The sequence below is a fragment of the Microbacterium sp. KU4F genome (genome assembly GCF_056868075.1).
This window is the reverse complement of sequence record NZ_CP200324.1, coordinates 3,032,150-3,046,755: the sequence shown is the minus strand read 5'-3', so window position 1 is coordinate 3,046,755 and position 14,606 is coordinate 3,032,150. Positions and strand designations below refer to the sequence as shown.

12 protein-coding genes are annotated in these 14,606 nt (G+C 69.4%); 5 read left to right on the top strand and 7 right to left on the bottom strand.

Annotated elements, in window-relative coordinates:
• The first annotated feature begins 10 nt into the window (after positions 1–10).
• The 5 genes from ptsP to AC1VNH_RS15105 all read left to right on the top strand — a co-directional run bounded on the left by ptsP (position 11) and on the right by AC1VNH_RS15105 (position 5,952).
• Positions 11–1,690 (top strand): phosphoenolpyruvate--protein phosphotransferase, encoded by a 1,680-nt coding sequence (gene ptsP, locus AC1VNH_RS15125; RefSeq protein ID WP_309732772.1) that lies wholly within the window; start codon positions 11–13, stop codon positions 1,688–1,690.
• Positions 1,691–1,725: 35 nt separating this feature from the next.
• Positions 1,726–3,405 (top strand): PTS mannitol transporter subunit IIBC, encoded by a 1,680-nt coding sequence (locus tag AC1VNH_RS15120; RefSeq protein WP_483112339.1) that lies wholly within the window; start codon positions 1,726–1,728, stop codon positions 3,403–3,405.
• A gap of 115 nt (positions 3,406–3,520) precedes the next feature.
• Complete coding sequence (locus AC1VNH_RS15115; RefSeq protein ID WP_307319651.1) at positions 3,521–3,952, top strand: PTS mannitol transporter subunit IIA; 432 nt, start codon at positions 3,521–3,523, stop codon at positions 3,950–3,952.
• Entirely contained in the window at positions 3,949–5,094 is a 1,146-nt protein-coding gene (locus AC1VNH_RS15110) for a mannitol-1-phosphate 5-dehydrogenase (protein WP_483112336.1), read from the top strand. Before AC1VNH_RS15115 ends, AC1VNH_RS15110 begins: the two co-directional genes overlap by 4 nt.
• 90 nt (positions 5,095–5,184) lie before the next feature.
• Complete coding sequence (locus tag AC1VNH_RS15105; protein WP_483112335.1) at positions 5,185–5,952, top strand: alpha/beta hydrolase; 768 nt, start codon at positions 5,185–5,187, stop codon at positions 5,950–5,952.
• 338 nt (positions 5,953–6,290) lie between these two features.
• Here the strand turns inward: AC1VNH_RS15105 and AC1VNH_RS15100 are convergent, their stop codons facing one another.
• The 7 genes from AC1VNH_RS15100 to AC1VNH_RS15070 all read right to left on the bottom strand — a co-directional run bounded on the left by AC1VNH_RS15100 (position 6,291) and on the right by AC1VNH_RS15070 (position 14,562).
• A complete protein-coding gene (locus tag AC1VNH_RS15100) occupies positions 6,291–7,205 on the bottom strand; it encodes a hypothetical protein (protein WP_483112334.1) in 915 nt (304 codons plus the stop codon).
• A gap of 364 nt (positions 7,206–7,569) precedes the next feature.
• On the bottom strand, positions 7,570–8,685 hold the full coding sequence (locus AC1VNH_RS15095) for an adenosine deaminase (protein ID WP_483112333.1): 1,116 nt from the start codon (positions 8,683–8,685) through the stop codon (positions 7,570–7,572).
• A gap of 30 nt (positions 8,686–8,715) precedes the next feature.
• On the bottom strand, positions 8,716–10,008 hold the full coding sequence (locus AC1VNH_RS15090; RefSeq protein WP_483112332.1) for a thymidine phosphorylase: 1,293 nt from the start codon (positions 10,006–10,008) through the stop codon (positions 8,716–8,718).
• Positions 10,005–10,406, bottom strand: a complete 402-nt coding sequence (locus AC1VNH_RS15085) for a cytidine deaminase (RefSeq protein ID WP_137416324.1) — start codon at positions 10,404–10,406, stop codon at positions 10,005–10,007. Before AC1VNH_RS15085 ends, AC1VNH_RS15090 begins: the two co-directional genes overlap by 4 nt.
• Positions 10,407–10,436: 30 nt before the next feature.
• Positions 10,437–11,741, bottom strand: coding sequence for an ABC transporter permease (locus tag AC1VNH_RS15080; RefSeq protein WP_483112331.1), 1,305 nt, complete (start codon positions 11,739–11,741; stop codon positions 10,437–10,439).
• Complete coding sequence (locus tag AC1VNH_RS15075) at positions 11,738–13,051, bottom strand: ABC transporter permease (protein WP_483112330.1); 1,314 nt, start codon at positions 13,049–13,051, stop codon at positions 11,738–11,740. Before AC1VNH_RS15075 ends, AC1VNH_RS15080 begins: the two co-directional genes overlap by 4 nt.
• Positions 13,048–14,562 carry an ABC transporter ATP-binding protein gene (locus AC1VNH_RS15070; RefSeq protein ID WP_243226947.1) on the bottom strand — a complete coding sequence of 505 codons (1,515 nt, stop codon included), beginning with the start codon at positions 14,560–14,562 and terminating at the stop codon, positions 13,048–13,050. The genes AC1VNH_RS15075 and AC1VNH_RS15070 overlap by 4 nt, the downstream gene beginning before the upstream one ends.
• Positions 14,563–14,606: the final 44 nt, after the last annotated feature.

The window sequence follows — 14,606 nt, the reverse complement described above, 5'->3', positions numbered from 1 at the left end:
GAGACACATCATGAGCACCACCATTCCCGGAGTCGGCATCGGACTCGGTGTCGCGCAGGGGCCCGTCGCCCGCATGGCCGCACCGCTTCCCGCACCCGCGGACGAGCCTTCGACGCTCGACGTCGCGGCCGAGACCGCCCGCGTGCGCGAGGCCGTCGCGGCCGTCGCGCGTGAGCTCGAGCAGCGCGGCGCCACCGCGGGCGGCGCGGCACAGGACGTCCTCGAAGCCCAGGCGATGATGGCGGAGGACCCGGCACTGGAGTCCGAGGTCGACACGCGACTCGCCGCCGGCGCCACCGCAGAGCGAGCCGTCTACGACGCCTTCGCGAGCTTCCGCGACACCCTCGTCGCCGTCGGCGGCTACCTCGGCGAGCGCGCAGCGGACCTCGACGACGTCGCTCAGCGCGTGATCGCGCGGCTGCAGGGGGTCGCGGCTCCCGGCCTCCCCGAGCCGGGTCATCCCTACGTGCTGGTCGCCACCGACCTCGCTCCCGCCGACACCGCTCTGCTGGATCTCGACCAGGTGCTCGCGCTCGTCACGAGTGAAGGCGGCCCCACCTCGCACACCGCGATCCTGGCCCGCGAGAAGGGCATCGTGGCGATCGTGGGTGCTGCCGGCGCCGCAGACCTCGTCGACGACCAGGTCGTCATCGTGGACGCCGCTGCGGGCATCGTGACCACCCACCCGAGCGAGGAGGAACTGCGTCGCGCGCAGAACCGCGCCGATGCGCGCGCCGCGGCGGCCTCCGCGCCGATCACGCCCGGTGCGCTCTCCGACGGCACCGCGGTGCCCCTTCTGGCCAACCTGGGCAACCCCGAGGGCGCCGCCGAGGCCGTCGCTCTGGGCGCCGAGGGCGTCGGCCTGTTCCGCACCGAGTTCCTCTTCCTCAGCTCCGCCAACGCGCCCACGGTCGCGCAGCAGAAGGAGTCGTACACGCGCCTGCTCGCCGCGTTCCGAGGCAAGAAGGTCGTCGTCCGCGCCCTGGATGCGGGCGCCGACAAGCCGCTCGCGTTCCTCAACGACGCACACGAGGAGAACCCGGCACTCGGGCTCCGGGGGTTGCGCGCCCTCCGTGCGAACGAGGACATCCTGCGCGAGCAGCTGACGGCGCTGAGCGAAGCGGATGCGGCGGTCGCCGCATCCGGTGAGCCCGCCGACCTGTGGGTCATGGCACCCATGGTCGCCACCGTCGAGGAGACGATCTACTTCGTGGAGCTCGCCCGCGAGTTCGGCATCAAGACCGCCGGCGTCATGGTCGAGGTGCCCTCGTCGGCCCTGCTCGCCGATCGGGTGCTGAAGCACGCCGACTTCGCCTCGATCGGGACGAACGATCTGACCCAGTACACCCTGGCCGCCGACCGCCTGCTCGGCTCGGTCGCCGGTTTCCAGGACCCGTGGCACCCCGCGGTGCTGGGTCTCATCGGCACCACCGGTCGCGCCGGACGCGAGCTCGGAAAGCCCGTCGGCATCTGCGGCGAGGCGGCGGCGGATCCGCTGCTGGCCGTGGTCCTGGTCGGCCTCGGCGCGACGAGCCTCTCGATGGCCCCGACGGCCCTGGCCGACGTGCGGGCCACCCTCCTGAAGTACAGCCTCGAGGACGCCCGCCGCATCGCCGAGGCCGCCCTGGCCGCCGACGACGCCGCATCCGCACGCGACGCCGCGCGCGCCGCGTCCACCCCCGCCCCGTAACACCCGTCCCACAAAGAGTAGAAAGAGACAGTCTCATGACGACGACGTCAGCTCCCGTCAAGCAGCCGGGAGGAGCCCGGGTCGCGGTCCAGCGATTCGGCACGTTCCTCTCCGGCATGATCATGCCCAACATCGCGGCCTTCATCGCGTGGGGCTTCATCACGATGCTGTTCATCCCCGCCGGCTTCTTCGGCGCGGACAGCCCCTTCGGCTGGCACTGGTACCCCGTCTCCGAGATCATCGGCGGCGGCGGCGACTCCGCCATCATCGGCTGGAACGGCGCCATGACCGCGCTCGCCCAGGGCGACGGCGGCACCTTCCAGGCCTACGCGGGCCTCGTGGGCGCCATGGTCACCTACCTGCTCCCGCTGCTGATCGCCAACACCGGAGGCCGCATGGTCTACGGCGAGCGCGGCGGCGTGGTGGCCACCATCGCCACGATGGGTGTCATCCTCGGCACCAACATCCCGATGTTCCTCGGCGCGATGATCATGGGCCCGATCGCGGCCTGGATCACCAAGCAGATGGACAAGATCTGGGACGGCAAGATCAAGCCCGGCTTCGAGATGCTGGTCAACAACTTCTCGGCCGGCATCCTGGGCATGATCCTCGCGATCATCGGTTTCTTCGCCTTCGGCCCGGTCTTCCTGGCCATCAGCGACGGCCTCGGCGAGGCGGTGAACTGGCTGGTCTCGCTGAACCTGCTGCCGCTCGTGTCGATCATCGTCGAGCCGGCCAAGGTGCTGTTCCTCAACAACGCCATCAACCACGGCGTGTTCACCCCGCTCGGCATCCAGCAGGCGGACGAGGTCGGCAAGAGCATCCTGTTCCTCATCGAGGCCAACCCCGGCCCCGGCATCGGACTCCTGCTCGCCTTCTCGTTCTTCGGGGTGGGCATGGCCAAGGCCTCTGCTCCGGGAGCTGCGATCATCCAGTTCTTCGGCGGCATCCACGAGATCTACTTCCCGTACGCGCTGAGCAAGCCCGTCACGATCCTCGCGCTCATCGCGGGTGGTGCGGCCGGTGTCACGACCAACATGGCGCTCGGCGGCGGTCTCGCCTTCCCTGCGGCCCCCGGCAGCATCATCGCCGTGGGAGCCGCGGCGATCGGACCCGGTGTCGGCAATCTGCTGATCGTGCTCCTCTCGGTGGTCGTCGCCGCAGCGGTCACCTTCATCCTGACCGCGATCATCCTCCGCGCCTCGCGCAAGCGGGACCTCGCGGCAGAGGCCGACACCTTCGGCGCCGCGATCGCCCAGACCGAGGCGAACAAGGGCAAGTCGTCCGCCGCGATGGATGCGCTCCGCGCCTCGGGCTCTTCGGATGCGGACGCCGCGGACGAGGCGCTCGACAAGCTCGAGACTGAGCTGGAGACCGGCGGCCGGGCCGACGGCGGGCTGCTGACCACCACGAAGGTCACCAACATCGTCTTCGCGTGCGACGCCGGTATGGGCTCCTCCGCCATGGGCGCGAGCGTGCTCCGCAACAAGATCAAGAAGGCGGGCGTCGACGGCGTCACGGTCACCAACAAGGCGATCGCGAACCTCGACGGCAGCGAGGACCTGGTCATCACCCAGAACCAGCTCACCGACCGCGCGCGCAAGCAGACGCCCGGTGCGATGCACGTCTCCGTCGACAACTTCATGAACTCTCCGAAGTACGAAGAGGTCGTGGACCTGGTCGTCGATCAGCAGAAGGATGGTCAGCAGGGCTGACCCCACAGGATGCGGGTCGCACACGCCGTGCGGCCCGCATCCGTGTCCGGCGGGCACGAGGTGCCCGCGGCGCCGCGAGCAGGCAGCGCGCGGCAGGAACGGGAAAGGAAGAATCATGGCAGTTCTCGGTATCGGACAGGTGCGCATCCACTCGGGCGGCGCGACCCGCGACGAGGCCATGCGCGAAGCCGCCGGCATCCTGGAGTCCGCCGGCGCCGTCACCGGCAGATACTTCGACGCCATGCAGCAGCGCGAGCAGGCGGTGTCTACCTATATGGGCAACGAGCTCGCGATCCCGCACGGCACCAACGAGACCAAGGACGAGATCCTCGCCTCCGGGCTGTCGGTCGTCCGCTACGACGGCGGTGTCGACTGGGACGGCAACCCCGTCTCGTTCGTGATCGGCATCGCCGGCAAGGGCGACGAGCACCTCGACATCCTGTCGCAGATCGCACTGCTGTTCTCCGACGAGGACGACGTCGCGCGCCTCAAGGCCGCGTCGACGCCCGAGGAGCTCTACGAACTGCTCGCGTCGGTGAACGCATGAAGGCCGTCCACTTCGGCGCCGGCAACATCGGGCGCGGCTTCGTCGGCCTCCTCCTGCACGAGGGCGGCTACGAGGTGGTGTTCTCCGATGTGTCGGCCGGGCTCGTCGATGCGATCAACGCGGTCGACAGCTACACGGTCCACGAGGTCGGCGACGGTGGCACGGACGTCGTGGTCACCGGGTTCCGCGCACTCAACAGCGCCGAGGACCCGCAGGCGGTCGTCGACGAGATCGCCTCGGCAGACGTGGTCACGACCGCGGTCGGCCCCACGATCCTGAAGTTCGTGGCCCCTCTCATCCGCGCCGGCCTCGCCCGCCGCGACGAGACCCTCGCACCGCTGCAGGTCATGGCCTGCGAGAACGCGATCGGCGCGACCGACCAGCTGCGCGCACACATCGAGGAGCAGGCCGGTGACGACTGGGCCGAGCTGTCCGCGCGCGCCGTGTTCGCCAACACCGCCGTCGACCGCATCGTGCCGGGTCAGCCGGCGGACGCCGGCGTGGATGTGGTCGTGGAGCCCTTCTACGAGTGGGCGATCGAGCAGGCGCCCTTCGGCGGCGAGCTGCCCCGCATCCCGGGCGCCCACTTCGTGGACGATCTGGCGCCGTACATCGAGCGCAAGCTGTTCACGGTGAACACCGGTCACGCCGCGACCGCCTATTACGGCGCACGCGCCGGTATCGAGCGGATCTCGGATGCGCTGGCCGAACCGGAGATCGCGGCGGCGGTTTCGGCGACGCTCGCCGAGACGTCGGCGGTGCTCATCGCGAAGCACGAGTTCGCCCCCGACGAGCTCGCCCGCTACCGGGAGACGATCCTCTCCCGCTTCCGCAACCCTGCCCTCCCCGACACGGTGTGGCGCGTCGGCCGTCAGCCGCTGCGCAAGCTCTCGCGCCACGAGCGGTTCGTCGGCCCCGCCGCGGAGGCGGCGGAGCGCGGCCTGTCCACCGAGGCTCTCGTGGCCACGATGGGCGCCGCGCTCTCCTTCTCGTCCCCCGACGATCCGGAAGCCGTCGAGCTGCAGCGTCTGCTCAGCACGAAGAGCGCCGCCGCGTTCACGACCGAAGTCACAGGACTCGAGCCGCAGCATCCGCTGTTCACGGCCGTGCGCGACGTCGTCGCGGCGCACCAGTCGGCCTGAGCCACCGATCTCACCAGCCCCGCCTCCGTCGGCCAGGACGGAGGCGGGGCTCGCTGCATTCTCCCGGAGAGCTGCCCCTAGCCTGGAGCAGTGACCGAACCGGCACCCTCTCGTCCTCGCCGCCGCATCCGTCGCGTCCTGACCTGGTCGTTGGGCAGTCTGGGCGCCCTCCTCGCGGTCGCGGTGCTGGGCGTGCTCGTCTGGGGGCAGGTGGGCGTCATGGCCGCAGAGCCCGGGCCGCTCGACGCGGTCCGTCGCGACACGGCGATCGCCGTCGACGAGCAGGCCGGCGCGATCGTGCTCTCCCCCGCATCCGGTTCATCCGAAGTGGGGCTCGTGTTCATCCCCGGGGCCAAGGTCGAGCCGATCGCGTACGCCGCCCGGCTCGCCGGTCTGGTCGACGATGGCATCACCGTCGTGATCACCCGCCCCTGGTACAACCTCGCCTTCCTCGACCCGCGGCCGCTCGACGCGTTCACCTCGCTCGCGCCCGGCGTCGGCACGTGGATGGTGGGCGGCCACTCGCTCGGCGGCGTGCGCGCCTGCCAGCTGGCGACGGATGCGGACGCGCTCGTGCTCTTCGCCTCGTACTGCGCGACCGACATCTCCGCCACGGGGCTCCCCGCGCTCAGCATCGGCGGAAGCGAGGACGGCCTGTCGACGCCGGCGAAGATCCGCGACGCGGCACCCCTGCTTCCGGCCGACGCCCAGTTCGTCGAGATCGACGGCGCGTCGCACGCATCCTTCGGCGCCTACGGACCGCAGGCGGGAGACGGCACACCCTCGATGGACGAGGCGGAGATGACCGCGCGCGTGACGGAACTCGTCACCGACTTCGCCGTATCCCTCCCCCGCTGACCACCGATCGCGGTCCCGGCACGGCGTCGGGCCCTGCATCCCGCATCCCGTGTCTCACCGCTTCACGCTCCAGGCCCCGCGTACGTGCGCACCTGAGACACGCACCGCACCCGATCGCCTGCGTGTCTCACTCCTTCACGTGGCACACCCCAGAACCGTGCACGGTTGAGACACGCACCGCACCCGATCGCCTGCCTGTCTCACCGGATCACGTGGCTCACCCCAGAACCGTGCACGGTTGAGACACGCAGCACACCCGGCCCCCACCGTGTCTCAATGCTTCACGCGCCGTGCCGCGAAGGGGTGCACAACTGAGACACGCACCGAGCGCGCCGGGGTCAGAGAGCGGACCGCGACCCACGGTCTTTCCAGCCCCGCGCGACGAGCGCGGCACGCACCTTCGCGACAGCGATCCCTGGATCGGGCGAGAGGTGGTGATCGAGGATGCGGACGAGGTGCCAACCGGCATCCCGAATGGCATCCCAGCGATCGGCATCGCGGCGGAACTGCGTGACGCTGAAGGCATGCTGGCGCCCGTCGTACTCCACCGCCACGCGGTATGCGGGAAACGACTCATCCAGACGCGCGATGGTGCGTCCTTGCGCGTCTCGAAGCGGCACGTTGAGCTCGGGCTCGGGTAGTCCCGCGCGCACCAGCACCAGACGCAGCAGCGTCTCGCGCGCCGACTCGGAGCCCTCCCGGATGAGCGACAGCGGCTCACCGAGGACGTCGCCTCGCATCCGCAGCGCTTCGGTCGTCAGCGCGTGGATGGTGGTGAGGGGACGGTCGCGGCGCAGGAGGTGGTCTGCGGCGACGACGAGGTCGTCCGTCATCCAGGTTCGGGATGCCTGCACCCACGCTCTCTCCGGCGCCTCGACAGGGAGCTCGCCGAGCAGGTGAACGTCGGGATCGCGCTGCTGCAGTCGGTGGCCGGACACCCCGCGCGTGCGTGGCGGAGAGGACGGCCGATGCACCGAGACGTGCACAGACAGCGCATCTTGCGGCGGCACCGCGGCCCCGTACAGCGCCAGCGCGGTGGAATGGCTGAAGAACTGGCCCTCGCGCAAGCGCGGCAGGTACCAGTGGCACAGGCGCATCAGCTCGCCCATCTCCGGATGCGGGACCGGCGGCTCCGCCCGTATGCCGTGGAACGGGGCGAGGAAGCGGTTCCCGCGGAGAACACCGCGCCCGATCCCCGCCTCACGTGCGGATCGATACGAGAAGGCGGATGCCGGGAACGCCGCGTCGGTCATCCCACAGATGTCATCACGGCACGGCGCCGCGTCTCTGCTCGCTCACTCGCTTCGTCGGCGACCCGCCGGTCAGACAGAGTTGGGGAGGGGGCATCGTGCCACCGGCCACACGCCGTGTCTCAGTCGTTCACGATCGAGAGGCGCTGAAGGTGAATCAGTGGGACACGCATCCCGGCCACCCGCATCTGTGTCTCACACGTTCACGCCCGACGCCCCGAATCGGTGAACAACCGAGACACGCGCCACGAGACCCTCATCCGTGTCTCACACGTTCACGCCCGACGCCCCCAAAACGTGAACCACTGGGACACGGAGTGGACGAGCGTTCGACCGATGAGCACCCGGGTGGGCGCCCCATCGAGGCTCAGCGATCGAAGCCCTCGCTGATGAGGTCGATCAACTCCTCGCGCTCCTCGACCGGCAGGAAGACGGCCGCGGCGGCGTTGATCTGGAAGGTCTCGAGATCGTCGAGACCGTAGTCGAAGGCTTCCGCGAGCAGGGCCAGCTCGCGCGTGAGCGAGGTGCGGCTCTGCGTGCGGTTGTCGACGTTCACCGTGACGGCGAAGCCGAGCTGATACAGCAGGTCGAAGGGGTGATCCGCCATCTCGTTGCCCCATGCGGCGATCGCGCCGGTCTGCAGGTTCGAGCTCGGCGAGAGCTCCAGCGGGATCTCGCGGTCGCGCACCCAGCGCGCCAGATCGCCGAAGACGACCTCGACGACATCACCCTCGCGCGAGACGACCTCGAGGTCCTGCGCGATGCGCACACCGTGTCCGAGACGCAGCGCGCGGCCGTCCAACAGTGCCGAACGGATCGAGTCGAGTCCTGCCGCCTCCCCGGCGTGCACGGTGACCGGGAAGAACTGCGAGGCCAGATAGTCGAACGCGGCACGGTGACGCGACGGCAGGAAGCCGTCCTCGGGACCCGCGATGTCGAAGCCGACCGCCCCGCGATCACGGAAGGCGACGGCGAGCTTCGCGATCTCCAGCGAACGGTCGGTGTGGCGCATCGCGGTGATGAGCTGGCCGACGCGGATGTCGTGTCCGGCATCCGCCGCCGCATCCTCGCCTTCCTCGATCCCCTCCTGCACGGCCTCGACGACGTCTTCGAGCGAGAGGCCGCCGGACAGGTGCTGCTCGGGCGCCCAGCGCACCTCGCCGTAGATCACACCGTCGGCGGCCAAGTCCTCGACGAACTCCCGCGCGATCCGCGTCAGGTTCTCCCGCGTCTGCATGACCGACGTCGTGAGGTCGAAGGTCTTCAGGTACTCGACAAGAGAACCGGAGTCGCTCGATTCGGCGAACCAGTCCGCCAGGTCGTCGCCGTCGCTCTCGGGCACGGGAAGGCCCGCGGCGTCGGCGAGCTCGACGATCGTGTCGGGGCGCACCGCGCCGTCCAGGTGGTCGTGCAGGGAGATCTTCGGCAGGCTCCGCAGCGACACTCCGTCGAGGGTGGCGTCGCCGCGCTGGTCGATGGGCATAGGGGGTGCTCCTCGCGGATCGCGGTTGACTCAGGCGGTGATGCGTTCGGCGACGCGGGCGGATGCGGCAGGTGCCGCGTCGCCGATCTCCCAAGCCCCCTCGAGCGCCTCCAGGGCGCGTGGGAAGCGGGCAGCATCCTCCGCCGACAGGGTGAACAGCGGGTGACCGGCCTCGACGCGTTCCCCGAGCTGCGCGTGCAGATCGATGCCGGCCGCGTGAACCACGGCGTCCTGCGGACGCGCGCGCCCCGCCCCCAGGCGCCACGCGGCGATGCCGAAGGGCAGCGCCTCCAGGCGCGTGACGACGCCGGAGCTGGGTGCGAGCACCGTGTGCGTCTCACGCGCCACCGGCAGGGCCGCATCCGGGTCGCCGTCCTGCGCGATGATCATGCGACGCCAGACGTCCATGGCCCGGCCGTCCTTCAGCGCCGCCTCGACGTCCGCGTCGGGCTGACCGGCCAGCGTCAGCATCTCGCGGGCGAGGGCGACCGTCAGTTCGACGACGTCGGCAGGGCCCCCGCCGGCGAGCACCTCCACCGACTCGCGCACCTCGTTCGCGTTGCCGATCGCCCGACCCAGCGGGCTGTTCATGTCGGTGAGCAGGGCCGTCGTCGCCACGCCGGAGTCGTTGCCGAGTGCGACCATCGTGCGCGCGAGCTCGCGAGCCCTGTCGATGTCCTGCATGAAGGCTCCCGAACCGAACTTCACGTCGAGGACGAGGGATGCGGTGCCCTCCGCGATCTTCTTCGACATGATGCTCGACGCGATCAGCGGGATGGCCTCGACGGTGCCCGTGACATCACGCAGCGCGTACAGGCGCTTGTCGGCGGGTGCGAGCCCCGAGCCCGCGGCGCAGATCACCGCGCCGACGTCGTCCAGCTGCGCGAACATCTCGGCGTTGGACAGGGCGGCGCGCCACCCCGGGATCGACTCGAGCTTGTCGAGCGTGCCACCTGTGTGCCCGAGGCCGCGTCCCGAGAGCTGCGGCACCGCGACACCGAATGCCGCCACCAGCGGCGCCAGCGGAAGGGTGATCTTGTCTCCCACGCCGCCGGTGGAGTGCTTGTCGACCGTGGTCTTGGACAGCGCCGTGAAGCTCATCCGCTCGCCGGAGGCGATCATCGCGTCGGTCATCACGCGGATCTCGTCACGGCTCATGCCGTTCAGCAGCACCGCCATCGCAAACGCGGACATCTGCGCATCCGTCACATACTCGCGCGTGTACGCGTCGATCATCCACCGCAGCGCCGACTCATCGATGCTGCGGCCGTCGCGCTTGGCGCGGATCACATCGACGGCGTCGAACGGCTCGACGGCGCTCATCGGCGGTACTCCTCGAGGTCACGGGGACCGAACGCGTCGGGCAGTACCTCGTCGATCGTGCGGATGCCCGACACGGTCTCCAGCAGCATCCCGGGCAGCGCGAACTCGTTCAGCAGCTGGCGGCAGCGCCCGCACGGCATGATCGTCTGTCCGTCGCCGTTCACACACACGAACGCCACGAGCTGGCCGCCGCCGGTCATGTTCAGCTCCGAGACCAGGCCGCATTCCGCACACAGTCCGACCCCGTAGGAGGCGTTCTCGACGTTGCACCCCGAGACGATCCGCCCGTCGGTGACGAGCGCGGCGGCTCCCACCTTGTAGCGGGAGTACGGGGCGTAGGCGCGCTGCATGGCCTCGGTCGCGGCGGTGCGCAGCTCGTCCCAGTCGATGTCGGTCACGGTGTCCTTTCGAGAAAGCGGATGCGGGCGTCAGCCCTTGATGTACGGCTTGCCGGAGGCGGCGGGCCCCCGGATCTGCCCCGCGAACCCTGCGACGGCGAGGATCGTCACGACGTAGGGCAGCATGAGCATGAACTCGCTGGGGATCGGTGTCTTGAGCACCGTCAGGAGGTTCTGCAGGTTCGTCGCGAATCCGAACAGCAGCGCCGCGAGGGTGGCACGGATCGGGTCCCATCGGCCGAAGATGACGGCGGCGAGGGCGATGAAGCCGAGGCCGGCGGTCATGTCCTTGCCGAACTGCGGCACGGAGACGAGGGTGAAGTACGCGCCGCCGATGCCGGCGATGGCGCCCGCGAGCGACACGTTCCAGAACCGGGAGGCGTTGACCTTGATGCCCACGGTGTCGGCCGCCTGCGGGTGCTCGCCGACGGCGCGCAGGCGCAGACCCCAGCGCGTGCGGTAGAGACCCCAGGCGACGAGCGCGACCGTGATGAACATCAGGTACACGATGAACGTCTGGTTGAACAGCACCGGCCCGATGATCGGGATCTCGCTGAGACCGGGGATCTGGATGCGCGTGAAGCGCTCGGGGCGGTTCAGTGCATCCTCGTTCGGCGCCAGCAGGGCGCCGTAGAGGAAGCCCGTCAGACCCGACACCAGCACGTTGAGCACCACACCGACGATGACCTGGTCCACGAGGTACTTGATCGCGAACGCGGCCAGCACGAACGACACGAGGACGCCACCGATCATCGCTCCGATGAGCCCGATGAACGGGTTGCCGGTGATGCTCGACAGGAGCGCCGCGGAGAACGCTCCCAGCAGCAGCTGCCCTTCGATGGCGACGTTCACGACGCCGACACGCTCGCCGATCACGCCGCCGAGGGCGCCGAAGACGAGCGGGACCGACAGCGACACCGCGCCGAAAAGCAGGCTGGGAACCGGCACGAGTCCCTCGGCCCCGGCCCACACAAGGAAGGCGAAGACGCCCAGGACACTGAAGGCGATGGTGAGCCACAGCGGCTGCCGACGGTACGACCATGCCAGCCAGAAGGCGACGAGGGTCAGAACCACGAGCACGGCCCACACCAGCCATGAGGTGACGGCCGTAGGGACGCCCACATCCGGCAGGGCCAAGGCCTGCGACGGGTCGCCGAGGCGGAACGATGAGGTGCCGTCGCGGGGAGAGAGACCGAACAACGCGGCCAGCAGGGCGACCACCGCGACCAGAACGATAGGAGCCTTGAAGTGCCGCTGCTTGACGACGGCGAGGTGGATGGTGCCGTCGCTCTGCTCGCGCTGCGCCGTGGCGTTGTCTTGGATCGGAGCGCTCACGCGGCCACCGCCTTCTTCGCGGCCTTGGCTCGCGCCCTGGCGGCCTTCTCGGCATCGGACTTGGGCAGGAAGAACACCGCGCGCAGCAGGGGCGGTGCTGCGATGAAGAGCACGATGAGCGACTGCACGACGAGCACGATGTCGACCGGGATCCCCTGCGCCTGCATCGAGAAGGATCCCGCCTTCAGCGCCCCGAACAGGATGCCGGCGGCGAACGTCCCCCACGCGCGGCTGCGTCCGAGCAGCGCCACCGTGATGGCGTCGAAGCCGATGCCGGCATCGATCGTGGCGCCGAATCCGGTCGTCACGGTTCCCTGGATCTGGTTCATCGCCGCGAGACCGGCGAGACCACCCGCGAAGAGCATCGCGTAGATGTAGAGGCGATCGACGCTCATGCCCGCCGCACGCGCGGCGTGCGGGTTCTCCCCCACCGCGCGCAGACGCAGCCCGAGGCTGGAGCGCTCGATGAGCCACCACACGAAGACGGTCGCCGCGATCACGACGACGAAGCCCCAGTTGAGCTGCGGGAACTGCGGCCCCAGCAGATCGGGGAACTGCGCCGACTCGGGCGTCGGCTTCGTGATGGGCTGGTTGGTCCCCTCCATCTGGAGCAGACCGGGCGTGCGCAACATCCACAGCAGCAGGTAGTAGGCCACGTAGTTGAGCATGATCGTGAGGATCACCTCGTGCGCGCCGGTGCGGGCCTTCAGCAAGCCGACCAGGCCACCCCACAGCGCACCGCCGACGATGCCGGCGATCAGCGTGATCGGCAGGTGCAGCCAGAGCGGCAGGTCGAGGTTGAAGGCGAACAGTCCCGCGAACATGGCCGCGATGAGCATCTGACCGCGAGCACCGATGTTGAAGAGTCCGGCACGGAAGGCGAGGGCGACGCCGAGACCGGCAGCGATGAGCGGAGTCGCGAAGCCGAGGGCGTTCGTCAGCGGTCGGATCTGCGCCGCGAAGTCGGCGCCGCGGGAGTTGAAGATCGCCCCGCGGAACAGCGCCTCGTACCCGTTGTAGACGGCCTGCCAGACGGCCACGAACGTGTCGCCGGGACGCGCGAAGAAGTAGCCGGATGCGGCCTGCACGTTCTCGTTGGTCACGGCGATCAGGATGCCGCCGACGATCATCGCGAGCACGATCGCGAGCAACGTTGTCACGGCACTGCCGCGCATCAGCTCGCGCAGGAAGATGCCGGACCGCGTCGGCCCGGTCTCCTCACCGGTCAGCGGACCTGTCGCGCGTGGCAGCTCGGCATCGCCGTCGCTCTTGCGCGCGCTTCCGTCGCTCGTGGGCGTCGAACCGCTCATGCGGCCACCTCCGGGTCGGTTGCGCCGGCCATCATGAGGCCGAGGGTGTCACGGGACGTGTCGCCGGGCACGATGCCGACGATGGTGCCGCGATACATGACGGCGATACGGTCGGCGAGGGCGCTGACCTCGTCGAGCTCGGTGGAGACGACGACGATCGGGATACCCGCATCCCTCGTCTCGATGATGCGCTTGTGAATGAACTCGATGGAGCCGACGTCGACGCCGCGGGTGGGCTGCGCGACGACCAGCAGGCGTAGGTCGCGGCTCATCTCGCGCGCGATGACCACCTTCTGCTGGTTTCCTCCCGACAGCGTGCCCGCGGGGGTCTCCGGCCCGCGGGTGCGGATGTCGTACTCCTGGATGCGGTCGCGTGCGAACGCGTCGAGGGCGCGGCGGCGCAGGGTACCGCCGCGGGCGAAGGCGGGGTCGGACGAACGGTCGAGCACGAGGTTCTCGGCGACCGAGAAGCCGCCGACCAGGCCGTCCTCCTTGCGATCCTCTGGTACGAACCCGACGCCTTCGTCGAGAATGGCTCGCACGCTCTTGCCGACGAGTTCGGTGCCGTCGAGGCTGATCGAGCCCTCGACACGCGCAGCGAGCCCGACGATGGCCTCGACGAGCTCGGTCTGACCGTTGCCCTGGACCCCCGCGACCGCGAGCACCTCTCCCGGGCGCACGTCGAAGTCGACGCCGTCGACCACGATCGCGCCGGTGGCGGTGAGAACGCGCAGCCCGCTGACCTTCAGGCCTCCCTCACCGAGCGTGGGCGGCTCCTTCTGGACGGTGAGCTCGACGGCACGACCGACCATCAGGGAGGCGAGTTCGGTGTTGGTGGCGGTCGGCGACGCCTCGCCGACGACCTTGCCGAGCCGGATGACGGTGATGCGGTCCGCGACCTCGCGGACCTCACGCAGTTTGTGAGTGATGAACACGATGGAGGTGCCCTCGTCGCGCAGTTGACGCATGATCGCCATGAGCTCGTCGGTCTCCTGCGGCGTCAGAACCGCGGTGGGCTCGTCGAAGACGAGGACCTTCGCATCGCGCGAGAGCGCCTTAATGATTTCGACACGCTGCTGCACGCCCACCGGGAGGTCGCCCACGAGAGCGTCGGGGTCGATCTCGAATCCGAAGCGCTGCGCCACCTCGCGCACATGCGTACGGGCGGCGTTCAGGTCGAGACGTCCGAGCGCCTTGGTGCTCTCGTGCCCGAGCATGACGTTCTCGGCGACGGTGAAGACGGGGATGAGCATGAAGTGCTGATGGACCATGCCGATACCGGCGGCCATGGCATCGCCGGGGCCGCGGAAGTTCTGGACGACGTCGTCCAGAAGGATCTCGCCTTCGTCGGCGCGATACAGGCCGTACAACACGTTCATGAGGGTCGACTTGCCTGCGCCGTTCTCCCCCAACAACGCATGGATCTCCCCGGGCCGGACCACCAGATCGATGTGGTCGTTGGCGACGAGGCTGCCGAATCTCTTGGTGATCCCGCGGAGCTCGAGCTTCATAGATGCACCCTACCTGGGGAGAAAATGCCTGTCGAAAGGCGTCG